Origin of the sequence: Rufibacter aurantiacus (assembly GCF_017916345.1) — a bacterium.
GTDB classification, from domain to species: Bacteria; Bacteroidota; Bacteroidia; order Cytophagales; family Hymenobacteraceae; genus Nibribacter; species Nibribacter roseolus.
Genome location: NZ_JAFMSV010000006.1, coordinates 136,233 through 161,513, shown reverse-complemented (window position 1 = coordinate 161,513; position 25,281 = coordinate 136,233). Strand labels below are relative to the sequence as shown.

General features: G+C 52.8%; 21 protein-coding genes. 17 read left to right on the top strand and 4 right to left on the bottom strand.

Annotation, left to right across the window (positions count from 1 at the left end; translation table 11 throughout):
* The first annotated feature begins 1 nt into the window (after window position 1).
* The 7 genes from J3P34_RS21690 to J3P34_RS21660 all read left to right on the top strand — a co-directional run bounded on the left by J3P34_RS21690 (window position 2) and on the right by J3P34_RS21660 (window position 7,315).
* The gene (locus J3P34_RS21690; protein WP_210490720.1) at window positions 2-898 is read left to right on the top strand and encodes a MerR family transcriptional regulator; all 897 of its coding nucleotides are present in this window, start codon (window positions 2-4) and stop codon (window positions 896-898) included.
* A 549-nt stretch (window positions 899-1,447) separates the two neighbouring features.
* On the top strand, window positions 1,448-1,963 hold the full coding sequence (locus J3P34_RS21685; protein ID WP_210465490.1) for an RNA polymerase sigma factor: 516 nt from the start codon (window positions 1,448-1,450) through the stop codon (window positions 1,961-1,963).
* A gap of 155 nt (window positions 1,964-2,118) precedes the next feature.
* A complete protein-coding gene (locus tag J3P34_RS21680; RefSeq protein ID WP_210490719.1) occupies window positions 2,119-3,627 on the top strand; it encodes a phytoene desaturase family protein in 1,509 nt (502 codons plus the stop codon).
* Window positions 3,624-4,478 carry a phytoene/squalene synthase family protein gene (locus tag J3P34_RS21675; RefSeq protein WP_428480486.1) on the top strand — a complete coding sequence of 285 codons (855 nt, stop codon included), beginning with the start codon at window positions 3,624-3,626 and terminating at the stop codon, window positions 4,476-4,478. The genes J3P34_RS21680 and J3P34_RS21675 overlap by 4 nt, the downstream gene beginning before the upstream one ends.
* A complete protein-coding gene (locus J3P34_RS21670; protein WP_210490717.1) occupies window positions 4,478-5,008 on the top strand; it encodes a hypothetical protein in 531 nt (176 codons plus the stop codon). The genes J3P34_RS21675 and J3P34_RS21670 overlap by 1 nt, the downstream gene beginning before the upstream one ends.
* 404 nt (window positions 5,009-5,412) lie before the next feature.
* Window positions 5,413-6,258: a 4-hydroxy-3-methylbut-2-enyl diphosphate reductase gene (locus J3P34_RS21665; RefSeq protein ID WP_210490716.1), complete on the top strand. Its 846-nt coding sequence runs from the start codon at window positions 5,413-5,415 to the stop codon at window positions 6,256-6,258.
* A gap of 364 nt (window positions 6,259-6,622) precedes the next feature.
* Window positions 6,623-7,315, top strand: a complete 693-nt coding sequence (locus J3P34_RS21660) for a fatty acid desaturase (protein ID WP_246853849.1) — start codon at window positions 6,623-6,625, stop codon at window positions 7,313-7,315.
* Window positions 7,316-7,597: 282 nt separating this feature from the next.
* On the opposite strand, the gene J3P34_RS21655 is transcribed toward J3P34_RS21660, so the two are convergent.
* The 4 genes from J3P34_RS21655 to J3P34_RS21640 all read right to left on the bottom strand — a co-directional run bounded on the left by J3P34_RS21655 (window position 7,598) and on the right by J3P34_RS21640 (window position 13,067).
* Window positions 7,598-9,469: a M1 family metallopeptidase gene (locus J3P34_RS21655; protein WP_210490714.1), complete on the bottom strand. Its 1,872-nt coding sequence runs from the start codon at window positions 9,467-9,469 to the stop codon at window positions 7,598-7,600.
* Window positions 9,470-9,814: 345 nt separating this feature from the next.
* Window positions 9,815-10,165 carry a heavy-metal-associated domain-containing protein gene (locus tag J3P34_RS21650; RefSeq protein WP_210490713.1) on the bottom strand — a complete coding sequence of 117 codons (351 nt, stop codon included), beginning with the start codon at window positions 10,163-10,165 and terminating at the stop codon, window positions 9,815-9,817.
* 155 nt (window positions 10,166-10,320) lie between these two features.
* The gene (locus J3P34_RS21645) at window positions 10,321-12,543 is read right to left on the bottom strand and encodes a TonB-dependent receptor (protein ID WP_210490712.1); all 2,223 of its coding nucleotides are present in this window, start codon (window positions 12,541-12,543) and stop codon (window positions 10,321-10,323) included.
* An 89-nt stretch (window positions 12,544-12,632) separates the two neighbouring features.
* Entirely contained in the window at window positions 12,633-13,067 is a 435-nt protein-coding gene (locus tag J3P34_RS21640; protein WP_210490711.1) for a hypothetical protein, read from the bottom strand.
* Between the two features lie 330 nt (window positions 13,068-13,397).
* Between J3P34_RS21640 and mraZ the strand changes: the two genes are divergently transcribed.
* The 10 genes from mraZ (at window position 13,398) to murC (ending at window position 25,196) form a co-directional block, all read left to right on the top strand.
* Window positions 13,398-13,865 (top strand): division/cell wall cluster transcriptional repressor MraZ, encoded by a 468-nt coding sequence (mraZ, locus tag J3P34_RS21635; RefSeq protein ID WP_210465481.1) that lies wholly within the window; start codon window positions 13,398-13,400, stop codon window positions 13,863-13,865.
* A 6-nt stretch (window positions 13,866-13,871) separates the two neighbouring features.
* Window positions 13,872-14,798, top strand: a complete 927-nt coding sequence (gene rsmH / locus J3P34_RS21630) for a 16S rRNA (cytosine(1402)-N(4))-methyltransferase RsmH (protein ID WP_210465480.1) — start codon at window positions 13,872-13,874, stop codon at window positions 14,796-14,798.
* A gap of 39 nt (window positions 14,799-14,837) precedes the next feature.
* Entirely contained in the window at window positions 14,838-15,278 is a 441-nt protein-coding gene (locus J3P34_RS21625; RefSeq protein WP_210490709.1) for an FtsL-like putative cell division protein, read from the top strand.
* Entirely contained in the window at window positions 15,268-17,421 is a 2,154-nt protein-coding gene (locus J3P34_RS21620) for a penicillin-binding protein (RefSeq protein ID WP_210490708.1), read from the top strand. The genes J3P34_RS21625 and J3P34_RS21620 overlap by 11 nt, the downstream gene beginning before the upstream one ends.
* Entirely contained in the window at window positions 17,360-18,823 is a 1,464-nt protein-coding gene (locus J3P34_RS21615; RefSeq protein ID WP_210490707.1) for a UDP-N-acetylmuramoyl-L-alanyl-D-glutamate--2,6-diaminopimelate ligase, read from the top strand. The genes J3P34_RS21620 and J3P34_RS21615 overlap by 62 nt, the downstream gene beginning before the upstream one ends.
* 79 nt (window positions 18,824-18,902) lie before the next feature.
* A complete protein-coding gene (gene mraY, locus J3P34_RS21610) occupies window positions 18,903-20,120 on the top strand; it encodes a phospho-N-acetylmuramoyl-pentapeptide-transferase (RefSeq protein ID WP_210490706.1) in 1,218 nt (405 codons plus the stop codon).
* Window positions 20,121-20,181: 61 nt separating this feature from the next.
* The gene (murD, locus tag J3P34_RS21605) at window positions 20,182-21,531 is read left to right on the top strand and encodes a UDP-N-acetylmuramoyl-L-alanine--D-glutamate ligase (RefSeq protein WP_210490705.1); all 1,350 of its coding nucleotides are present in this window, start codon (window positions 20,182-20,184) and stop codon (window positions 21,529-21,531) included.
* Complete coding sequence (locus tag J3P34_RS21600) at window positions 21,528-22,694, top strand: FtsW/RodA/SpoVE family cell cycle protein (RefSeq protein ID WP_210490704.1); 1,167 nt, start codon at window positions 21,528-21,530, stop codon at window positions 22,692-22,694. The genes murD and J3P34_RS21600 overlap by 4 nt, the downstream gene beginning before the upstream one ends.
* On the top strand, window positions 22,687-23,790 hold the full coding sequence (murG, locus tag J3P34_RS21595) for an undecaprenyldiphospho-muramoylpentapeptide beta-N-acetylglucosaminyltransferase (RefSeq protein WP_210490702.1): 1,104 nt from the start codon (window positions 22,687-22,689) through the stop codon (window positions 23,788-23,790). Before J3P34_RS21600 ends, murG begins: the two co-directional genes overlap by 8 nt.
* Window positions 23,790-25,196: a UDP-N-acetylmuramate--L-alanine ligase gene (gene murC / locus J3P34_RS21590; RefSeq protein ID WP_210490701.1), complete on the top strand. Its 1,407-nt coding sequence runs from the start codon at window positions 23,790-23,792 to the stop codon at window positions 25,194-25,196. Before murG ends, murC begins: the two co-directional genes overlap by 1 nt.
* Window positions 25,197-25,281: the final 85 nt, after the last annotated feature.

Here is a 25,281-nt window from a genome sequence, read left to right as displayed (position 1 = left end):
TGTGGCGAATTACTCTATTAAAGAGTTAGAGCATCTGTCGGGCATTAAGGCCCATACCCTTCGTATTTGGGAGCAGCGTTACCAGCTGCTGGCCCCAAAGCGCACGGCTACCAATATCCGGTACTATGATGACGCCGACCTGAAGAACCTGCTAAATGTGGCATTGCTTTACCAGGAAGGATACAAGATCTCCCGCATTGCCAAACTACCGCCAGACCAGGTAGCCAGCGAGGTCTTGAAAGTCACCGAAGCTGAGCTGGGCCAGGACCAGTTCATGAGCCAACTCATCATTGCCATGGTGGAGCTGGACGAGGGTCTGTTTGAACGGGTGCTCAGCCGGGCGGTGCTGCAACTGGGTTTCCCGGCATCTGTCAAGCAAGTCGTTTATCCGTTTCTCAACAAAATTGGCTTACTGTGGCAAACGGGCAACATCACCCCCGCCCATGAGCACTTCATCAGCCAACTCATCAGGCAGAAAATGCTGGTGGCCATTGACGGGCAGCGGCTCAGCAGAAGCGCCGAGGCCCCCAAAGTGCTCCTGTACCTCCCCGAGGGCGAGCTGCACGAGCTTTCTTTGCTTTATAGCCACTTCCAGTTCAGGGCCATGGGATTCAGGACATTGTACCTGGGCCAGCACTTACCGCTAACTGATCTGGTGGTGGCCGCCCAGCAGTTTGGGGCGCAGTACATCTGTTCTTCCTTCATTACGGCGCCCATCAGAGATGAGGTAGAAACATACCTGCAGCAGTTGCTGGCACAACTGCCAGATGTTCACCTATTGCTGAGCGGTTACATTTTGCAGCCGTTTAAGGAAAATCTGCCTCAAAACGTGACGTACTTTGAGACGCTGGAAAGTTTTGAAAAGTGGCTTTCCCAGTACAACATGGTGTCTGCCTGATTTGCTGGCGGAAGTTCATTTTATGCTTTTCTTCATGGCCTTAGGTTTTCCTTTTCTAGAAAGTTTGGTTTAAGCAGAGAGACGCTCCATGTCTTCCGCTTTATGACTTAGTCTGTGTTTGCAGAGTAAAAGGGATTGGCTTTTTACTTTGTCTTAAATTTATTTCCTGATACTTTCTGTTGGCGTTTGCCTTTAGAGCACGTCTATTTCCTGTTTTTGGCAAAACAGGCAGAAAGAACGCACCTTATTTCCAACCACCTCCCGCAGATTTTTTCAAGTTTTTTCTCCCAGGTGAAATCCGGTGGGCTATCCTTTCTAGTATGTATTGCCATTGTGCAATACAAGAGCCTTTTAACTGAACAATAACACCTGGGTGAAGTGCCCCCAATCTTCCGCTAAACCAGAGCTATTTCCTTCCTGAACCATCAGCTTTCGGCTGGGTTAATTCTCGTTGGTTTAAAATAATTAAAAAATTCTTCCACAAAGGCTGGCTTTATTCCTTCATCTCTCGTATTATTGTTTAACGTTTGATTTTAAACATTAAACAAAATGACTGCACTAGAATTTACTTCCGTCGTAGAGCGCATGGCGCCAACCCTCCGTCCCGCCGCGTACAACCTGACCCGTGATAGTGATGATGCGAAAGATTTAGTGCAGGAAACGCTTTTAAAAGCCTTCGTGAACCGCGATAGGTTTAAGGCGGGCACCAACCTGAAGGCTTGGTTGTACACCATCATGCGCAACACCTTCATCAACCATTACAACAAGGTCACCAAACGGTCCAGCAACGTGGACACTAACGACTACATCCAGACCCATCCCGCTGATGACCGCATGATTGCCGTGAACCGGGCCACCGGCGATTTTGCCCTCAATGACATCTATGCCGCCATTGATCATCTGCCCGAGGAGCTGCGTACCCCCTTCATGATGTACTATGTGGGATATAAGTACCTGGAGATAGCCGATAAGCTGAAGCTGCCCATTGGGACCGTTAAAAACCGGATTCACCTGGCCCGCAAAGAACTGAAGCAAGAACTGAAAGGGTACGCCTACGCAGACTGATCTTTCTAGTCATTTGAGTACCAATCCAGTTTCTGCCTGAAAGCGGCAAAACTGGATTATGCCCGAAAAAGAATGTAACTTGTTTCAGCAAAAAATCTGGTATTTCAGTATAAGTACCAGATTTTGGGTTGTCCTTTCACATTGATGCTTCACACATGCACGATCTCTCCAGGAAAAAAGTAATTGTCATTGGGGCCGGCTTTGCCGGTTTGGCGGCGGCCGCCAGTATGGCGCAGGCCGGTTATAAGGTTACTTTGCTGGAGAAGAACGAGGTGGCCGGTGGTCGCGCCCGCGTGTTTTCCGCCGATGGCTTCACCTTTGACATGGGACCCAGCTGGTACTGGATGCCCGACGTTTTTGAGCAGTTTTTTCAAAAGTTCGGGAAAACCACCGCTGACTACTACCGCCTGGAGCGCCTGGACCCATCTTACCAGGTTTTGTACGGGCCCCAGGATACCATGGAACTGCCCGCTAGCATGCCCCAATTAGAGGCGCTGTTCGAGTCTTTAGAGCCCGGATCTGCTGGCAGGCTGCGTACTTTCCTGAAACAGGCCGCTTACAAATACGAGGTGGGCATCAACAACCTGGTCTACAAACCCAGCCGATCCCTGACTGAGTTTCTTGACGTGAAGCTGCTAGTGGATGTGCTGCGCCTGGATGTTTTCCAGTCCATGCACAAACACGTGCACAAGTACTTCAAGCACCCGCGGCTCATCCAGCTGATGGAGTTTCCCATCCTGTTCCTCGGGGCTTTGCCCCAGAACACCCCCGCCCTGTATAGCCTCATGAACTACGCCGATATGGCGCTGGGTACCTGGTACCCCATGGGTGGCATGCACAAGATTGTGAAAGGCATGGTAGCACTGGCGCAGGAGCAGGGCGTGGAGATCAGGCTAGGGGAGGAAGTGAAAAGGCTAGAACTGGATAACGGCACTATCACCAAAGTCATCACCGCGCAGGGCGAGTACGAGGCAGACGTGGTGATTGGTGGTTCTGATTACCACCACCTGGAAACCAAACTGCTGCCCCCCGAAGCCCGCAGCTATACCCAGAAATACTGGGACACCCGCGTTATGGCACCTTCCTCGCTCATCTTCTACCTGGGCGTGGATAGGAAATTGGAAGGCCTCAGACACCACAACCTGTTCTTCGATGAGGATTTCGGGCCGCACGCGCATGAGATTTACACAGAACCGGCCTGGCCTAAGAAGCCACTCTTTTATGTGTCTGTGCCCTCCAAAACCGATGCCTCTGTAGCACCTGAAGGTAAGGAGAACCTGTTCATCCTGATCCCCGTGGCCCCCGATCTGCAGGATACGGAGGAAACCCGGGAGCATTACTACCAGTTGGTGATGAACCGCCTGGAGCAGATTACGGGCCAGGAGGTAAAGCGCCACGTCATCTATAAGCGAAGTTACGCGCACAAAGATTTCATAAAGGATTACCACGCCTTCAAAGGCAATGCTTACGGGCTGGCCAACACGCTGCTGCAGACAGCGGTGCTCAAGCCCAGCCTTAAAAGCAAGAAAGTTCGAAACCTGTTTTACACCGGGCAATTGACCGTTCCTGGCCCCGGCGTACCGCCGTCCCTTATCTCGGGACAAGTAGTGGCCTCCGAGGTTATGAAGGATTTTGCCCCACAGGAAACCACCTTAACCCTATGAAGATGATCCCGGCGCCCATGACCCTTTTTGACAACACCACGCTGGAATGTAGCAAGCTCATCACCCAGCGCTACAGCACGTCCTTCACCTTGGGCATTAAAACACTGCATCCAAGGTTCCATGATCCCATCTATGCCATCTATGGTTTCGTGCGTTTCGCTGATGAGATCGTGGACACGTTCCATTCCCATGACCGCGCTGGTTTGCTGGAGCGGTTCAAACAGGAAACCTACCAGGCCCTTGAAGAGAAAATCAGCCTGAACCCCGTGCTCCACGCCTTCCAGATGGTGGTGAACAAGTACAAAATTGACCAGGAGTTCATTGACGCCTTTCTGCGCAGCATGGAAATGGACCTGTCTGATCAGAAGTATGACTGTGACCTTTACGATGAATACATCTACGGCTCTGCCGAAGTGGTGGGCCTGATGTGCCTGCGCGTGTTCTGCGAAGGAGACAGCGAGATGTTTGACCGACTGAAGGCCTCGGCCTGTGCCCTGGGAGCGGCTTTCCAGAAAGTGAATTTCCTGCGCGACATCCGCAGCGATTACCAGGACCGCGGCCGGGTGTACTTCCCCAAAGTGGATTTCCGGTCGTTCTGCAACAAAGACAAAGAGGAGATAGAGCAGGACATTCAGCAGGACTTTGACGATGCCTACGAGGGTATTCTGGCCTTGCCAAGAGGTGCCCAACTAGGTGTTTACCTGGCCTATATTTATTATTTAAAGCTTTTCAAGAAAATTAAGCAGCTTCCTGCCGCCCAAATTTTGGCAGAACGCGTAAGAGTGCCTGATAATACGAAGTTCGCTTTATTGTTAAGTTCGTATATTAGGTTCCAGCTCAATACTATCTGATGCAATTACTCAGTACGCTTCTTTTCCTTTGCTTTGTTCTGGTGTTTCCTCAGCAGAAACCAGATCCGTATGCACACGCCTCCCTGTTGAATTATTACCAGACAGCCGCCAAGGACGAAGAGATTGCCCAGAAGTTTGTGAACCTCATGAACAAGTATCAGGGCAAAGACCCGCTTAAACTGGGTTACAAAGCTGTATCGCACGCCATTATGGCCAAACACGTCTGGAGCCCGTACGCCAAGATTAAATACCTGCGGCAGTCTTCCCAGTTTTTTGAAGACGCCGTGGCCATTGACAATCAAGACCCCGAGGTGCGTTTTCTGCGTTTCTCCATTGAGAACTCCATTCCACGGTACCTGAACATGAGTAGCCACCTGGAAGACGATAAAAAGGTATTCATGTCGGCCATTCTCAAGCATCCAAAGTCAGGCATTTCCAGCGAGACCGTCAAGATCATGCGTGATTACCTTTTGCGCAAAGATTTACTTACAGAACAGGAACAGCAGCAAGTAGCTAAACTCAACCTTTAAACAGTTTATTGGCGTTTTCACCAATGGCGATTATTTGTAAGGTATTTTTCTAGGTCTACTTCTAAATAAGCACTACAATATTTCTTACCATTTAGCGGCTCTTTGCTGAAACATGTCACAGGAATAGTACAGACGTTAACTTTTTAATTTGCAGGTTTTTGCCTGTAAAGAGCCATAAACAATCAGCTGAATTTACGTTTAAACAGTGATCTTCCGGCGCACGTTTGTTGCGTAACCCGTGCCTTGAAAAGTAAACACCATTTTGCCAGTTTTCTCTGAGAAATTTAGAGTGCAGCATTTTGGAGGATCCAGCTTGATAAGCTTGGCCAGGGAATCTGCCTGAAATTTTGGGTGAAAACCTGGAAACCGAGCAAACAATCCTGAAAAGAATCTGTTAAGGGTATATGCGTCAGCTACAGGTACATATTGATTCAAATTCTGGCTTTTGCTTTGGGGTAATCTATGCCATTCAGATGGCCGAGGACCTGCTGGAGGAACAGGGCTACCTATATTGTTTGGGTGACATCGTGCACAATGATGTGGAGGTGGAGCGTTTGCAGCAAAAAGGCCTGCGGATCATCAACTATGATATTCTGCAAACCCTGCGGGACGAATGCGTGCTCATCAGGGCCCACGGCGAGCCGCCCTCTACTTACCAATTGGCGCTCCAGAATAACCTCACGCTGGTAGATGCCTCCTGCCCGGTAGTGCTTAAGCTGCAGAACCGCATCAAGAGCTCTTTCGACAAAAAAGACCAGATTTTCATCTACGGTAAGCACGGCCACGCCGAGGTACTTGGCTTGCTTGGCCAGACAAACAACGAAGCCGTAGTTTTTGAAAATTTGGACGAACTGCTCCGGCACGAGCTGCCCCAGAACATCACGCTCTACAGCCAAACCACCAAAAGCACCGATAACTTCTACCGCATCAAGAGTGAGCTGGAAACCCGCGGCTACTCTGTAGATGCCAATGACACCATCTGTCGCCAGGTCTCTAACCGCGACAAAGAATTGCGCCGATTTGCCCAGCAGTACGCCAAGGTAATCTTCGTATCCGGTACCAAATCATCCAACGGCCGGGTGCTCTACCAGGTCTGTAAAGACACCAATCCCAACACGTACTTCGTCTCAAAGGTAGAAGAACTGAACCCGGATTGGTTTGAGCCCGGCGATACCATTGGCGTGTGCGGAGCCACGTCCACGCCTATGTGGCTAATGGAGGAAGTGCGCAATGCCCTGGTGACTTTCTAGGTTAGTAGTAGGTATCTTGTATCAAGTAGCACGACGAAAAAGGAGGGAAGGTTAGTTTGTTTACGGCTTCTTTTTAGGAAAATAAGCTTAAAGCAAACCGAAGACATTCCGCCATGCCGCAGCTACTTACCCCATTCCTTGTTAACTCCTGATTTATAGAAGTAAATCTGAAACATTGGAATTTTAGCTATCATAATTCCTCTGCTTCAAGTTTTCAACTTAGAGCCATCATGTTGCAAGTTTGTAACTTGCATCAGAGTTAAAGGGTAAACAAGTGAGATGTAAACTCTCTTTAGGAAAGACACAGGGTTTAATTAGGCGCCAGCAAAATCAATTAAAGTGTAAATCTGTTTTGAGGCTATTCTTGCAGAAACATACCGGAATCATCATCGCGGCGGCTATTTTGCTGGCGTGGGGGAGCGTGCTGTGGTTTCTGCTGCACTGGCAGGTAAATTTCTGGTCGCCTTTGACTTACCTGGCCGTGCTGGTGATGACGCATTTGTACACCGGTCTGTTCATCACGGCCCATGACGCCATGCACGGCGTGGTAGCTCCCGGTAATAAGAAGCTGAATACGGTTGTGGGCACCATAACCGCCGGGCTGTTCGCCTTCAATTACTACGGCCGTCTGTACCCCAAACACCACCTGCACCACCGCCACGTAGCCACTGACCAGGACCCCGATTACCACGGTGGAAACTTCTTTCTGTGGTTTTTCAGCTTTGCCCTGCAGTACATCACCATTGTGCAGATGGTCCTGATGGGTGTGGCCTACAACCTGTTGCAGCTATGGTTCCCAAAAGAGAATATCATCCTGTTCTGGATGGTGCCTGCGGTACTGGCCACGTTCCAGCTTTTTTACTTCGGGACGTACCTGCCGCACCGCGGCGAGCACGAGCCTGATAATCGGCACAAATCATCTACCCAGCGCCGGAACCACCTGTGGGCCTTCATCAGCTGCTATTTCTTTGGGTACCACTATGAGCACCATGACAAACCTTACCTGCCTTGGTGGAAACTGTACCAGGAGAAAGACCGGTTGGTAAAAGGGAGATAGCAAGTCTTAGCCCTGTTTCTTAAAAAGGAGACTCAAAATGAAAAGCCTCGGAAGGAGAATAGAACTTCTCCTTCCGAGGCTTTTCATTTTGACCGGATGGCCATTGGCTCTTCTTTTTCTCCTTCTCCTTTTTTGTCAACTTGGAAGAATCTTGTGTGCGAACTAGTTGGACTTTGAATGAGAGCTACTACCGTTTGCTCACAAGATCCTTTCAGGAGACAATGTGGTGTGTAGGTAATATGAAGTATATAGGTGTGAGAAAAAGGCAAGGAAATAAAAACCTTACTTCACCTCATACACATTATCCCGGGGGTAAGAATCCGGAACGTAGGTGCCTTTCAGTTCCAGTTTCTTCACGGCTTTGGCGGGTTTGAAGTCTACCTGCACAGTGGTGTTGCCGCTTTCCCACACAGACACGTTTCTACTGAATTTTGCAGTGCTATTATCTGCGTAGGTGACCACCAGTTCCACCGGTACGGGTTTGGTGCCTTTGGATTGTACCGTTACCTGATACTGACCGGCCTGTTGTTGCACATTGGCGATGGCCAGGTCTGGGTAGCCTTCGTCAAAGAACCAGCGTTTCCAGAACCAGTTGAGGTTGCGGCCGGCGCCGGCGTTCATGGCATTGAAGAAATCCCAGGGCAGGGGGTGCTTGCCGTTCCATTGCGAGATGTAGTGGTGCAATGCTTTGGTGAAGAGTTCATCGCCCAGCATCTGTTTCACATACAGGTAGCCCAGGGCCGGTTTGGGGTAGGAGTTCAGGAAGAAGGGAGCTCCGTTCTGTTGATTGGTCAGGGTCATGATGGGCATGTCTGCCTCAGTGGCGGCCATCTGGGCGTAGGGCATCACCCCATAATCGTCTTCAAGTTTGGGCTCGATGATGGAGGAAATAATCCATTCGCCAATGGTGGCCCAGCCTTCGTCCATCCACCCGTACTTGGTTTCGTTCGTGCCCATGTAGAACGGGAACATGGTGTGAAAGATCTCGTGATCGGTGAGGGTAATGGCGTCTTCGCGGGTTTTCACGGGGTTGTCATTCACCATCATGGGGTATTCCATCTGGTCCAGACCATCAAAGACGGTTTCGTGGGAGTAAGGGAAAGGCCACTTGGGGAAGGTGTAGCTCATCGCCTCCACGGTTTTGCGGGAGAAATGGATGACTTCCTCAAAATCATGGTGCTCTGGATTGTAAGCCACATCCACGCGGGTGCGGCGTTTGGTTTTGGGGTCCACCACCAAGCTGGTAGAATTCCAGAGGTAATGGTCTGAGGTCGCGAACACAAAATCCACTACGTTATCGGCGGTGAACTTCCAGGTATTACGGGCATTGGGGGCAGTGATGTCGCGGCGCTGCAGGTCACTTTTGTCAATCACGGCCGTGATGGCGTCCTTCTTTTCGGCGTCCTGAAGGCGCTTGGCGTACTTTTTCGTGAACACGGCATCGGCGTTCTTCAGGTCGCCGGTGGCCCACACCACAAAGTCCTTGGGCACGGTAATCTCAGCGTTGAACGAGCAGAAGTCGTTGTAGAACTCGGCCGGGCCTAGGTACGGGATGCGGTTCCAGCCGTCCACATCATCGTACACCGCGATACGCGGGAAGAAGTATGCCACGAAGGCCGCGCCCTGCGGGTCTACCTGTCCGGTGCGCATGTGCGAGCCCGCGTTTAGGGTGTAGTGGTAGGCAATGGAAAAACTGGCCTTCTGTTTGGGTGCCAACGGCTTGATGGGCAAAGTTAGGTTGGTGCCGTCAATGCGCAGTTTCTGCACGTTCTGCGGTTCCTGGTTTACCTGCAGGCGCTCAATCTGCACGCCCTCGTGGATGTCTTCGGGGTCTATGGTGTTGGCCCGGGGCGCTCCTTTCTGGTAATAGTTAGGGTACAGCTTGAAGACGATCACCTTGAGGGTATCGGGGCTGTTATTCGTGTAGGCAATGTCTACGGTTCCGGCCAGTTTCCGGGAAGACGGGTCAAAATCAACCTTGATGGTATAATCGGCGGTGTTCTGCCAGTAGCTTTTACCCGGCGTGCCGTCCAGGCTGCGAGTACCTTTCTGGTACGCTGCCGCGATGTTTCGGGGCATGGGCAGTTGTTGGGCAAAGGCGCTGGTGCTCAACGTGAGCAAAGCACAGAAGAGAAGTTGTTTAGGCGTTCGCATTCAATAAGGCCAGGTTTAGATGATGGCACACTAAAGGTAAGCGCTTTCTCTTTCCGGTCAGTAACCTTCGTCCAAATTTCCTGGGTGAAAAGCCTAAGCGCTGGATTAGGACTGTTTTTGTGAAATCAGGCCTGAATCACTTGTTAAAAGACTTAGCTGTGTGCCAGTGGTTAAATGGATAGTTTTGGAGCCAGCGGTGGATGTAAGAGGCGATCTCTTTCCAGCCGGGTTTTCCGCAGATAAAGTGCCTCCGCCCAGGGATTCCTGGTGCTCCGAAATGAGGCTGTAAAACAAGAAAGCCTGCTCTTAGGGAACAGGCTTTCTTGTTAGTGAATTTGGTTGCGCTTAGTGAACGGCGTCTTTCTTGCAGCAGCCATCCAGGCGGTCATAGGCGCGGGGAGTGGCCTTGGTATCATCGGCGTCATAGCCTAAGTCATTCACCGCTTTTCTTATTTTCTCTAATGATGTTTTCTGGCCGTTGTAAGATACGGTAAGTACTTTGGAGTCAACATCCAGGATGGCTTTGTTTACGCCTTTCTCGTAGGCCAGGCCTTTTTCAATGGTGGCTTTGCACATATCGCACACCGCCGAGGTCTTGATTTTTACCTCTTCGGCTTTGCCGCCGCCCTGGGCAAAAGAGAAAGAAGCCAGACCAGTGAGCATTAGGGAAAGCATCCAGATTTTAAGGGTTTTCATTTGTTTTAGGTTATGGTTGATTTATTCGTTTATGTTCTGTCTTCTGTTTTAAGCCTGTTTTGCCATAGTTAGGCCAAAACGGTTAATTGTTGATTGCTCATTGCTGATTGTTGTCTGGTTATTTGAAAAAACAATGAACAATCAACAATAAGCAATTATTTTAAAGTAAAGCGCATGCCGGCGTAGATTACCCGACCAACAATTGGGGCCCACACCATGCTGGCATCAAACTCCTGCCCGAAGGGATTGTCAGCGCCCACAATCGGTTTTCGCTGTTTGTAGTCCAGCAGGTTTTCGCCGCCCAGGTACACTTCCCAACGCTTGAACGCCCGCGTGATCTGACTATTAAACACCGCGTACGGGCTAACAGTTCTGGTCATGATGGAGGTTTCGTGGTGGTTCATGTCATGGTCCATGGATGGAACCAGCCTCTTCCCGAACCACTGGGCCGTTACATCGGCGCGCCATTTGTCAAAGGGGGTCGCGAAGCCCAGGTTCAGGAACGCCCGGTGGTTGGGGATGAAAGGCCGCCGCAACAACTCGCCGTTGTAGGTGGTGCGTACGTCAAAATACTTGTAAGCCGCTTTCACGTCCAGCATGGAAGTGAGTTCATACTGCACCTCCGCCTGGAAGCTTTTGGAGAATGACCTTCCGTTCAGGTTCGTGAACGCCACCTGGAACGGACTGCTGTACATATCAGGCACAATCTGGTTCTGGAAGGTGGTATAGTAGTAGTCGGTGATGAAGGCGCCTTTGCGCTCACCCACCTCAAAGTACTGCGTGAAGCTTCCGCCCAGGTTCCAGGCTTTCTCGGGCTGCAGATCGTTCTGGAAATAGAAAGCGCGGTTGCTGATGAGCGAGGCCACGTTCTCGGCAATGGGGTTGGCTACCCTGAAGCCTTTCCCGGCCGCCAGGCGCAGGATGGAATTGGGGGTGAAATCGTACTTCACGTTGAAGCGGGGCGTATACACCCAACCGTACAGGTTGTGGTGATCGGCGCGCACACCGCCCACCAAAGTCAGATTGGTGCTGTTTTGGTAAATATACTCGAAAAACGCCCCTGGTACCCGCTCCCGGCGCTTCAGACGCCTACCGGCCAGATTCTCCTGATAGTCCTCGTACTGGTAGCTCAGACCGGTTTTGTACGTGTGCGCTGTGTTCCCAAACGCAGACTGGAAAATCAGGTTGGCCAAACCGCTGTTCTGGAAGCCTTTGTAAGGCCTGGTGCCGTAATGCGAGTCAAAGTCGTGCCGGGCTCCGGACAGAATCAATCCGATGCTCTGATAGGGCTTGTCTTTGAAGGTGTAAGAAGTCTTAGAGAAGCCACTCACGCGGGCAGTCTCTGACTGGGTGCCGTAGAAACTGCCTTCCTCCTGTGGCATGCCGGGGCGGTAGCCCACCTGGCCTCCAGTTCTGGTTTCACGCAACGCCTGCACACCTATCTCAGCTACCCATTGCTTGCCTGTGTTGTACTTCCACTTGTTGAACACGTTGTAGTGCTTGCCCAGAGGCAGGTCCAGGAAACCGTCGTGGTTGTTGTCCACGCGGTTGCTGAGTTGGTCGGTGTGGAGCATGAGCACGGTGCTCAGTTTGGGCGTAAGCGTAAACGAGGTGTTCACGTTGGCGTCCCACTTGGCCAGGCTGTTGCCATAGAGGTTCACAAACACCCGGTCAGACTTCTCCGGATCTTTCAACCGCACGTTCACCTGCCCTGAAATAGACTCATAGCCATTCAACACCGAGCCGGTGCCTTTGATGATGTCAATGGCCTCTATATAAGTCCCAGACAGGTAGTTCAGACGGTAGGGGGTTGCCAGGCCGCGCAGGGCAGGCACGTTATCGGTGGTCATGAGGGTGTAGGCCCCGTCCAGGCCTAGCATCTGGATCTGTTTGGCCCCGGACACCGCGTCTGAGGTGGAAACCTCCACCGAGGCGTTTGTCTCAAAGCTCTCGGCCAGGTTACAGCACGCCGATTTGGTCAGGTCTTTTGCCGTGATCACTTGGGAGTTGGTAGGCGTAAGCGCTGAGTAGCGGTCCTGTTTGCCTGTAATGGTCACTTCCTTGATGGAGGTAACAGATTTCAGTTGCACCACAATATGGGCGCGGCCCTGCACCTGCACGGTGTCTGGTTTGTAGCCGATGTAGCTGACCAAAATGGCTGTTTGCGCTGCAGGGGCAGGAGCCAGCGTAAAGTGGCCGTTGGAATCGGTGCTGGTGGCCTGGTTTGTGCCCAGCCAGATCACCGAGGCCCCAATTAGCGGGGTGGCGTTGGCGGCATCTACCACGCGGCCCGCCAGGTTCTGGGCTTGCCCAGCCAACGGCAGCAGTAGCCCGATAAGTGTCATTCCCTGAAAAGCACGACGTATATTAGATAACATGGATTGGATTTCATTTAGATTCAACATCTTTTCTGAAGGGCAGAAGCACCGGTTAAGATGTATTCTGCCTTAAAAGCGAAAAGTAGGACCTAAACGATGAGGGTGTGCAGCCGGTGCAGGAGTTCTCTGCCCGCCAGCGGTGGGGAGCTGTCTGAATAAAAAGCCCAGGAACCAATGGCCGGCGCGGTGCTTACCGGCGGCATCAAAAAAGAGGTGGTAAGCACCGGCATGAGCGCCAGTAATTCCACCTTGCTGAATTTCAAGGTGGAAGGAATGTCCAGTTTGTGGTAGGTCACGGAGGAGCTGCAGCAAGACTGCTGTTCCACCTTGGTGACCTCGTCCTGGCAAGAAGACTTTTTCTCCGCCGCGCAGCATTCCATACCCCCAGATTGAAGGCCTATTTCCTCTATCGGCGACATGCCCAGCATGGCACAAAACCTATGGGTTGCCGCCACGCCAATAGAGCCCGTCAGGAGGCAAAAAGCCACCGCCAGAAGCACAATATGTCGGAGTTTCCCACGCATACCACAAAGATATGGAATTTTGCTCCACTTTCCTCCACCTTCCTTCCACCGGCGCTTTTCAGCGGTTCCCAAAGCTTGTTAAATGAACTAAACTCCTGATTGTTAATTGTTTGAGTAAGTATTCACGTGTTATTTAGCAAATAATTCAGAAACGTTTTCCAAAACTTATCCCGAAGTGCTAGAGGAAAAATGTGGATAATGTGCATAAGTGGGGTGGATAACCATGATTTATCCACAAAGTGGGAAAAAGTGGGAGACCGTGGTTGACTTTGCTTCGCCCTTTAGTACTTTTGCTTTGTACCAAAGACTGTCGTCACTGCCTAAGCTACCATGAACTTCCTCTCCGGCGAATACGAATGTAAGCTAGACCCGAAGGGAAGATTGGTGCTGCCTGCCAAAATCAAATCCAACCTGCCCGAGGAGTGCGGAAACCAGGTGGTTTTAACCCGTGGGTTTGAGCCTTGCCTGGTGTTGTACCCCAGAACAGAGTGGAAAACGATCTATGACCGGGTAGCGGGGCTGAACGAGTTCAATGAGGAGTACCGGCATTTCCAGCGGAATTTCTTCCGGGGGAATACTGAGATTGAGCTTGACAATGCCGGACGTTTCATCTTGCCGCGCACCATGGTGCGATACGCCGAGATTGAGAAGGAGGCCATTGTGGTAGGGCTGGGGAACCGGGTGGAAATCTGGAACCCAGACAAATACGACGCATTTTTAATTAAAGACCAACAGAACTTCTCGCAGTTAGCGCAGAAGTTCCTCGGGGAGCACCCGAGCGTACCACCAACTGAATAAACGCCTATGCAGTACCACCAGCCCGTTTTGTTGCAGGAATCGGTAGATGCGTTGGCTATTAAACCCGGCGGCATTTACGTAGACGTCACCTTTGGCGGGGGCGGACACTCTGCGCACATCTTAGAGCAGATGCAGGGTGGGCAACTCTACTCCTTTGACCAGGATACCGATGCCGAGAAGCAGGCCGAACGGCTGATCTCAGACAAATTCACGTTTGTCAAAGCCAACTTCCGCTACCTCAAGAAATACCTGCGTCTCTACGGCGTGCGTCAGGTAGACGGTATTCTAGCTGACCTGGGGGTTTCCTCCCATCAGTTCAACACCGCTGAGCGCGGTTTCTCCACCCGGTTTGACGGTCCCCTGGACATGCGCATGGACAATGAAAGTCCGCTCACGGCGCGTGAGGTGGTGAATACCTACGAAGAAGAACAACTGCACAAAATATTCGGGTTGTACGGCGAGGTGAAGAATGCCAAAACCCTAGCCCGTGAACTGGTCTCGGCCAGAAACGTGCAGCCCATTGAAACCATCGCAGATTTTAAGAAGGCCATTGCCGGCATTACGCCCCGCGGGAAAGAAAATAAATACTTGGCCCAGGTTTTCCAGGCGCTTCGCATAGAGGTGAACGATGAACTCAAAGCCCTGGAGGAAATGCTGGAACAGGCCGTGGAGGTCTTGAAGCCCGGTGGGAGGTTATCGGTGATTTCCTACCATTCCCTGGAAGACCGGCTGGTGAAGAACTACATCGCCAAGGGTAAGTTCTTCGGGGAGGTGGAGAAGGATTTCTTCGGGAATGAGATCAAACCCCTGGATTCAGTGACCCGCAAGCCCATTGTGCCGGGTGATTTGGAATTACAGGAAAACAACCGCTCCCGCAGCGCCAAGTTGCGGGTAGCGCAGAAAAGAGAGACACCTGAATCGTTGAAGAAGTAGGGAGAAAGAAGGGAAAGCAAAACATTTTACGATTTGATTATGGCAGTCAACACCGTACGTCCACAAGTGAATCGGCCTAAGGCAAACACCGTAAGGGAAGTGCCCAAGGTAGAGAAGCCGCGTTCTGCGCGCCCAAAGCGCCAGAAGGGGACCAGTTTGTTTGAACTGTTGGACCGCTACACCAAGGTAGACTGGTTTTTTGCCGAGGGCCTGCCCGTGCGGTATCTGCCCAAGGTGCTGTTCCTGATGGGCGTGACCTTGTTCTACATTGGCAACACCCACTACGCTGACCGTACCCTTCGCCGCATTGACAAAACCAAAGCCGAAACCGAGGATTTGCGCGCGGATTACACCACTTTGAAATCTGAGTACATGGAGGCGAGTAAGCAGTCTGAGGTGGCCCGAAACGTGGCACCCCTTGGTCTTATGGAAAGCTCCACTCCACCCATCCAAGTAGTTCTGAAGAAAGATGAATATTAAGAGGTCCATCGTTACGCGCGTGCGGGTGGCCTTTTTGGCTATCTGCCTTTTCGCGTTCGCGATTATCTACAAAGTTGGTTACATCCAGATCAAGGACGGCGACCGCTGGCGCGAGATCGCCAACGAGAAGCGTTTCCATTACCAGCCGGTGTTTGCCACCCGCGGGAACATCTACTCCAACGATGACCGCATCATGGCCACCTCGCTGCCTTTCTACCGCGTGGCGTTTGACCCTACCATCTCGCCCAGCGACATCTTCTCCAAAGGCATTGACTCTTTGGCTATTCAACTGTCGCGCTTCTACGGGGACCGTTCTCCGTCTTATTACAAGCAGAAAATCAAAAACGCCCGCAGCGCCGGCCGCAAATACGTGCGCCTCAACGGCCGCCTCATCAATTACCAGGACAAGAAGATGATGGCCAAATGGCCTATTTTTAGGGCCGGCAAGAACAAAGGAGGGGTGATCTTCGAGAAACTGGACCGCCGGTTCCTGCCGTTCGGGTCCCTGGCCAAGCGTACCATCGGTTTCATCAACGAAGACCGCAAAGGCGCGGGTCTGGAGTTCTCCTTTAACCGCCACCTGGCCGGAAAAGACGGCGAGGCCCTGTACGAGCGCATGGCCGGCGGGAACAAGCCCATCAACGACGGTACCGAGGTAAAGCCCATGCCCGGCTTCGATATCCAGACCACTATTGACATTAACCTGCAGGACGTGGCTGAAAACGCCCTGAACCGTGCCCTTACCCTCAATGACGCCGCCCACGGCTGTGTGATCTTGATGGAAGTGAAGACTGGTCACATCAAAGCCATTGCCAACTTGGGTCGCCAAGCCGAGGGTGTGTACGCCGAGGACTATAACTACGCGGTGGGTAACCAGGGCCGTACCGAGCCGGGCTCTACCTTCAAGCTGGCTTCCATGATGGCCCTGCTGGAGGAAACCGACATGAAACTGACCGATACCGTTGATACCGGCAACGGTTCTGAGCGCATTGGGGGAGCGGTGAAGACTGATACCCACGGCAACGGCAGAATCAGTTTACAGCAGGTTTTTGAAAAATCGTCCAATATCGGGGTAGCCAAACTCATCCAGCAGACCTTTGAGAAGGACCCGCAGAAGTACGTTGATTACCTGCACAAATTCGGGTTGCACCAGCCGCTGGGCTTCCAGATGAACGGCGAGGCCATTCCTTACATCAAATCGCCCAAAGACCGCAGCTGGAGCCGTCCGTCGCTGTCTACCATGGCCATTGGGTATGAGCTGAAGATCTCTCCGTTGCAGACCCTGGCGTTTTACAATGCGGTGGCTAACAACGGCGTGAAAGTGCAGCCCATGATTGTGAAGAGCATCAAGCGCGCCGATCAGATCCTAGAGTCTTACGAAGCCAAGGTCCTGAACCCTAAAATCTGTTCTGACGAGACCCTGGCGCAGCTGCGGCAGATGATGGAAGGCGTGGTGGAGAACGGAACGGCCAAAAACCTGAAGAGCAAAGACTACAAGGTGGCCGGTAAAACCGGTACCGCCCGAAAGGTGATCAACGGCCAGTACACCAGAAAATACTCCACTTCTTTTGTAGGCTACTTCCCGGCAGACCGCCCGAAGTATAGCTGTATTGTGATTATTGACTCTCCGCAGAAAAACGCCCAGTACGGCGGAGACGTGGCCGCCCCGGTTTTCCGGGAATTGGCTGACAAAGCCTACGCCCAGGACCTCGCCATCCATGCTCCTATGGTGCGCCGCCCGGTAGGGGTACAGCCCAAATTGCCCGTGCTGCACGCCGGAAACCAGGAAGAACTGACCATCCTTTGCAACAAACTAGGCGTAAGTGCCCACCCGCTGAGCCCCGAGGAAGATTGGGTACGGGTAGACACCCAGAAACAGTCGGTGTCGCTTAAACCGGTGCCGGTGAAAATGGGCCAGGTGCCCGATGTCACCGACATGACCTTAAAAGATGCGCTTTACCTGCTGGGGAACCACGGCATCAAAGTACGGGCCATCGGGCTGGGGCGGGTAGAGAGCCAAAGCATTCCGCCGGGGCAACCCGTGGCGAAAGGTACAATTATCACCATTACACTAACTACACATGGCGCAACTAGAAAACCTGCTTCAGGTACTCCAGTCAACGCAATTGCTCGGGCCTTCTAACCCCGAGCTTTCTGCGTTAACAATGGATTCTCGCCAGGCTGGGCCGGGCGTGGCTTTCTTTGCTATCAAAGGGACGCTCCGCGATGGCCATGATTTTATAGAGACGGCGGTGGCGAAGGGCGTTTCTGTGGTGTTTTGCGAAAAACTGCCCCAAAACGCTCCGGACAATGTCACCTTCGTACAGGTACCCAGCGTGGCCGAGGCCATGGGGCTGGTAGCCGCCGAGTTCTACGGCAATCCTTCCCGCAAACTGAAACTGGTGGGCGTGACCGGCACCAACGGCAAAACCACCTGCGTGACTTTGCTGCACAAACTCTACCGTGACCTGGGCTACAACGCCGGCTTGCTGTCAACGGTGCAGAACCAGATCAACGAGACCGTGATCCCCGCTTCGCATACTACCCCTGATGCCATCACGCTGCAGGGTTTGCTGGCCCAGATGGTGAAAGCCGGCTGTACGCACGCCTTCATGGAAGTGAGCTCGCACGCCTTGGTGCAGCACCGCGTTACCGGCGTGCAGTTCACCGGGGCGGTTTTCACCAACATCACCCACGACCACCTGGACTACCACGGCACCTTTGACGAGTATATCCGGGCTAAAAAGCTGTTTTTCGACAACCTGAGCCGTAAAGCTTTCGCGCTGGTAAACGCTGACGACAAGCGCAGCATGGTCATGCTGCAGAACACCAAAGCCGCCAAATACACCTACGCCCTCCGCAAAGAAGCCGACTTCAAAGCCCGCCTGCTGGACAACTCCATCCAGGGATTGCAGCTGGAGCTAGAAGGGCAGGAAGTGTGGTTCAGATTGATAGGCACCTTCAACGCCTATAACCTGCTGGCAGTGTATGGCGCCGCCACCCTGCTGGGCGAAGATCCGAAGGAAGTGCTGGCCAGTCTTTCTAATCTTACCTCTGCCGCGGGCCGATTCGATTATGTGGTGTCACCGGGTCAGATCACCGGCATTGTGGATTATGCCCACACGCCCGATGCGCTGGAGAATGTGCTGCAGACCATTCAGCAGATCAGGAAACCAGAGCAGAAAGTCATCACCATTGTGGGCTGCGGTGGTAACCGCGATGCCGCCAAGCGTCCGGTCATGGCCGATATCGCCGCCAAGATGAGTGACCGCGTGATTCTAACCTCAGACAACCCGCGGGACGAGGATCCGCAGGAAATCCTGAACCAGATGCAGGCTGGCGTGAAAAGCACCGATCTGAAGAAAGCAATATCGGTGGTGGACCGCCGCGAGGCGATTAAAACCGCCGTGCTGCTGGCCGAGGCCGATGACATTATCCTGGTGGCGGGCAAGGGCCACGAGACCTATCAGGAAGTGAAAGGCGTGCGGTCGCCGTTTGATGACAAGCAGGTGCTGCAGGAGTCATTTGCCTTGCTCCAGAAGTAAGGCAGATACTGAAAAACTAAAATGACTTAGGTGAGAAGAGTCCCCAACCAGACGCTTCTCTCACGATAAAAAGAAACGGATGCTTTATTACCTTTTTGATTTTCTGGATAGGCAGTTTGACTTCTACGGGGCGGGCGTAATGCGCTACATCTCGTTCAGGGCCGGACTGGCTGCCCTTTTCTCGCTTCTGATTGCCATGATTTTCGGTGGACGCCTTATCAGGGTCCTGCACCGCCGACAGGTAGGAGAGTCTATCCGGGATTTGGGTCTGGAAGGGCAGTTGGAGAAAAGAGGCACCCCCACCATGGGCGGGCTTATCATCCTGCTGGCCATTGTGCTGCCCACCCTGCTGTTGGCGCGCCTGGATAATGTTTATATTCTGCTCATGCTTGTGTCTACCGTGTGGTTGGGCGCCATCGGCTTCCTGGATGACTACATCAAGGTTTTCCGCAAAAACAAGGAAGGTCTGGCCGGTCGCTTTAAGGTGATGGGCCAGGTGGGCCTTGGCCTGATTGTGGGCCTGACGCTGTTTTTCTCCGAGGACGTGGTAGTGCGCCAGTACCTTACCACCAAAGGCCTCTCCGCCATTGACGTCTCCAGCACTTTCACCGATGTCCGGAAGATGATCACCACGGTGCCTTTCACCAAGAACAATGAGCTGGACTATTACCAGTTTTTCAGCTTCGCGAGTCCGTTGCTGGGTTCCTATGCCCGTTTCCTCTACATCCCGCTGGTGATCATCATCATCACAGCCGTATCAAACGGCGCCAACATCACCGACGGAATCGACGGTCTGGCGGCCGGGACTTCGGCCATCATCGGGACCACGCTGGCGGTTTTCGCCTGGGTATCGGGTAACTCCATCTTCGCCGATTACTTTGACATTATGTACATCCCTAACACCGGGGAGCTGGTGATTTTCTGTACCGCTTTTGTGGGTGCCTGCGTGGGTTTCCTGTGGTACAACTCCTATCCGGCCCAAGTGTTCATGGGCGATACCGGTTCCTTGTCTATTGGCGGGATCATCGCCGTTTTAGCCCTGATTTTGAGAAAAGAGCTCTTAATTCCCATCCTGTGCGGGATTTTCCTGGTGGAGAATCTCTCGGTGATGCTGCAGGTGAGCTACTTCAAATACACCAAGAAGAAATACGGCGAGGGTCGGCGCATCTTCAAGATGTCTCCGTTGCACCACCACTACCAGAAGCTGGGCTACCATGAATCCAAGATCGTTTCCCGTTTCTGGACAGTGGGCATCATGCTAGCGATTTTGACCTTGGTGACCCTGAAATTAAGATAATCTGTTTGGAGCCTCTTTTAAGGAAAACAGGCCCTAAACGAAGAACATAAAAGCAAAAGCAATGCAGAAAATAGCCATACTAGGAGCAGGGGAGAGCGGCGTGGGAGCAGCCTTGTTGGCGCAGGCCAAAGGCTTTGACGTGTTCGTCTCAGACCGTGGGTCCATTTCTGAAAAGTACCGGCAGCAATTGGCCCAGGCGCAGATTCCATTTGAGGAGGGTACCCACTCGCTAGAGCAAATCTATGCCGCCACTGAAATCATCAAAAGCCCGGGTGTTCCGGATACTGCGCCGGTGATCCAAGGTGCGGTGGAGCGCAACATTCCGGTGATCTCGGAGATTGAGTTTGCGGGGCGCTACGCCTCCGGTAAGTGCATCTGCATCACGGGCACCAACGGCAAAACCACAACTACGCTGCTGACTTACCATCTCCTGAAAAGCGCTGGTCTGAAAGTGGCCCTGGCCGGGAACGTGGGCGAGAGCCTGGCCGGAAAGGTGCTGGAAGGCGGCTACGACTTCTACGTGGTGGAACTGAGCAGTTTCCAGCTGGACAACATGTACAGCTTCAAAGCGCATATCAGCATCCTGCTCAACATCACCCCAGACCACTTGGACCGCTACGGGTACCAGATGGAAAACTACGCGGCCGCCAAATTCCGGATTGCCCAAAACATGACTTCTTCAGATTTCTTCCTGTTCAACCAGGATGATGCCGAGATCCAGAAATACATGGCATCGCACGAAGTGCCGGGCACGCAGGTGCCGTTTGGCCTGAAAGCATCGGAAGGCTTGGCGATCCAGTTCCAGGGTCAGGAGATTTCAGCCTCTTTTTCGCAAATCAGCGCCAAAGTAGATACCTCCAAGTCGCCTTTGATTGGGCAGCACAACCAATACAACACCATGGCCGCAGTAGGCGCCGCGCTGCTGGTGGGCATCGAGCCAACCCAGATTGAAGAAGCCCTGGGTACTTTCCAGAATGCCGAGCACCGTTTGCAGCCGGTAGGGGAGATAGAGGGTGTGCGCTTCATCAATGATTCCAAAGCCACGAACGTGGAAGCCGTTTGGTACGCACTGGACGGTATTCAGCAACCAATAGTGTGGGTGGTGGGCGGCACTGATAAGGGCAATGACTACACGCCGCTGTTGCCGCTGGTGCAGGAGAAGGTGAAAGCCATAGTGTGCCTGGGCCTGGATAACAGCAAGATTCTGGCTGCTTTTTCCCAAATAGGCCTGAAAATGGTGGAGACCCGCGACGTGAATGAGGCAGTGCAGCTGGCCAAGGATTTTGCTGAGGCCGATGATGTGGTCCTGCTTTCCCCGGCCTGCGCCAGCTTTGACCTTTTCAACAATTACGAACACCGGGGCCGCGCTTTTGCCCAGGCAGTTGCCACCCTTAAAAGTACCGTAGCATGACTCCTGTAAAAAACTGGCTTCGTGACAATCTCAAAGGCGACCCCATTTTGTGGGGCATCGTCTTGACGTTTGGGCTCATCAGTATTGCCGTGGTGTACTCGGCTACCGGTACGCTGGCCTACAAAAAGATGGGCGGTAACACCGAGTATTACCTGTTCAAACACTCCAGCTTGATCTTCATCGGGTTGGCTTTCGTGTGGCTCGCGCACAAGATCAATTATCGCTACTATGCCAAACTGAGTTTGCTGGCCCTCATTTTCTCGGTGCCCCTGCTCATCTATACCTACCTCAAAGGCTCCAACATCAACGAGGCCTCGCGCTGGCTCACCATCCCGGTGATCAATCAGACGTTCCAGCCTTCGGATTTGGCCAAACTGGCCTTGATCTCTTACCTGGCCAGCATCCTGAGCAAGCGCCAGATGAACATTGAATCCAAGCAGACCCTGATTCCGCTGTTTCTCTGGAGCGGTTTGATCTGCGGATTGATTGCCATGAGTAACATCTCTACCGGCTTGCTGCTGTTTTTGACCTGCCTGCTTCTGATGTTCATTGGCCGGATTCCTATGAAATCCATCATGATCATGATTGCGGTAGGGGCATTGTTCGGAACCATTGCGCTGGCGCTGGGGCAACGGGCGCAGACGGCCATCTCCCGGATTGAGAACTTCATGGATAAAGACCAGACGGTTTTCCAGTTGGAGCAGTCGTACATCGCCATTGCAACGGGCGGGGTTTTAGGAAAAGGCCCCGGAAACTCAGATCAGCGCAACGTGCTGCCGCACCCGTACTCAGACTTTATCTACGCCATCATCATTGAAGAATATGGCATGTTGGGAGGCGCTGTGATCCTGTTCCTGTACCTGGCTTTCCTGTACCGCGGCATGATGGCGGTGACCAACAGTTTAGGGGCCTTCGGCGGATTACTGTCCGCGGGCATCAGTTTCAGTCTGGTCATTCAGGCCATGGTGAACATGGGCGTGGCCGTGGGCTTGGGTCCGATCACGGGTCTGCCGCTGCCGCTGCTGAGTATGGGGGGGACCTCGCTCATCTTCACCGGTATCTCCATCGGGATTATCCTGAGTGTGAGCCGGAGTGAGCATGAGGCCAAACTAGCCGCCGCGCCCACGGCTAACAAACCCGCAAACGTGTTAACGCATGCCTGAGAAACAATATAGATTCATTATCAGCGGCGGGGGTACCGGTGGGCACATTTACCCGGCGGTGGCCATCGCCAACGAGATCAAACGACTGCACCCGTCGGCGGAGATCCTTTTCGTGGGGGCCCAGGGCCGGATGGAGATGACGCGCGTGCCTGAGGCCGGTTATAAAATCATCGGGCTCTGGATCAGCGGGCTGCAGCGTCGCCTTACGGTAGACAACCTTTCCTTTCCGCTGAAAGTGATATCCAGCATCCGGAAAGCCTACAAGATTATCAAAGATTTCAAACCCGATGCGGTAGTAGGGGTGGGTGGTTACGCCAGCGGCCCTTTGCTGTATGCGGCCGCTAAAATGGAGATCCCGTCCTTGATCCAGGAGCAGAACTCGCACGCGGGCATCACCAATAAGCTGCTGGCCAACAAAGTGGACAAAGTCTGCGTGGCCTATGACAGCATGTACAAGTATTTCCCCAGCGCTAAGATCGTGCTCACCGGCAACCCGGTGCGGCGTGATATAGCAGAACTTGAAGGCAAGCGGACCGAGGCCATGCAGTTTTTCGGCCTGAACCCGGATCGGCTTACGTTTCTGGTGATTGGTGGAAGTCTGGGCGCCCGTACCTTGAACCAAAGCACCCAACTGGCGCTGCAGAAAATCCAGGAGGCGGGCTACAACCTTATCTGGCAAACCGGGAAAGCTTTTTTTCTAACCGCCGAGGAATCAGCCAGGAACTATCCAGCCGACCAGGTCAGGGCCTATGACTTCATCAAACGGATGGATTTGGCCTACGCCGCCGCCGATGTGGTGATTTCAAGGGCCGGGGCGCTTTCCATCTCTGAGCTGTGCCTGGCCAAGAAACCATCCATCCTGGTGCCTTCGCCCAACGTGGCCGAAGACCATCAGACCAAAAACGCAATGGCCCTGGTGCAGAAAGACGCCGCCGTGCTGGTGAAAGATTTTGAGGCCTCGCAGAAATTGTGGGATGCCGCTTTTGCTTTAGGCAAAGACCCCGCTAGGCAGCAAACGCTGCGTGAGAATATTGCCCAATTGGCCAAGCCGCACGCCACCGAAGCCATTGTCCAAGAACTTCTGAAGCTAACCTGATGAATCTGCACCAATACCGCCATATCTATTTCCTGGGCATCGGGGGCATTGGCATGAGTGCCATCGCCCGGTGGTTTCTGGCCAAAGGATTCGCCGTGGCCGGCTATGACAAAACACCCACCCCCTTGACCCAGAAGCTGACAGAGGAAGGCGCCACCATCCATTTTGAAGATGACGTAGCGCTGATTCCGGCCTCATTTAGGGAAAACAAGGCAGAAACGCTGGTGGTCTTAACCCCGGCCGTTCCTGCCACCCACGCAGAGCGGCAGTACCTGGAGCGGGAAGGCTTTACCATCATGAAACGCTCCCAGGTGCTGGGTCTGCTGACCAAAGACCAATACCTTGTGGCGGTGGCCGGCACGCATGGCAAAACCACCACTTCGTCTATGGTGGCGCACCTGCTGCACCACGCCAATGTTTCCACTTCCGCATTTTTAGGGGGTATTTCCACCGATTTAGGCTCAAACCTGCTGCTGCCGCACCAGGAAGAGGAGCGCGCCCTGGCCGTGGTGGAGGCCGATGAGTACGACCGCTCGTTCCTCACGCTGTACCCAGACATCGCCATTGTCACCTCTACTGATCCTGATCACTTGGACATCTACGGCCAGAAAGAAGCTTTGGTGGACTCGTTCCGGCAGTTTGTGCGGCAGATCAAACCTAACGGTTATTTGTTGCTCAACCACACCGCCGATCAGTCCCTGGCCCAAGCGGTTGACCCAACGGTGACCGTGATCAGGTACGGGCTTGAGAATGAGGAACTAAGCGCCACGGACGTGAAGATTGCAGATGGCGCCATGAAATTTTCGGCGCAGGGACGGAACTTACTTCTGCCCGAGACTGCTTTGCAGGTCCCGGGATTCCATAACGTGGAGAACGCTTTGGCGGCTGCCCAGGCGGTTTCTTTGCTTGGTGTTCCGGTGGAAAAAATAAGGTCGGGAATTTCAGAATATACGGGTGTAAAAAGACGGTTCGAAAAGGTATTTGCATCTGAAAAAAGAGTATATTTAGATGATTATGCTCACCACCCCAGAGAGATAGAGGCGTTCCTTCAATCGGTAAGGGCGTTGTATCCGGGGCAGAAGCTGAGGGTAATCTTTCAACCGCACCTATTCACTCGCACCCGCGACTTTTTAGATGGATTTGTCCGAAGCCTGAGCCTCGCGGATGAGGTATGGCTCTTGGAGATATATCCGGCCCGGGAACTGCCAATTCCCGGGGTAAACTCGGCACTATTGTTTGAGCAATTAAAGACCGATAAGCGTCTTTTGCGCAAAAATGAAGTGTTGGAATTATTGGCAAATGATTTGGACTATAATGTGTTAGCTACCGTTGGAGCCGGGGATATAGACACCCTGGTGCCAGAGATTAAATGCTTACTGGAGGAGAAGGACCATGTTATGGAATAGAAAGGTAAAAGCGCTTCTATTTGCCGTTTTTTGCATGGGGGGCTTTGTGTTTTTAGCGGGATTTTCAAAAGCTAGACAGGAGGGA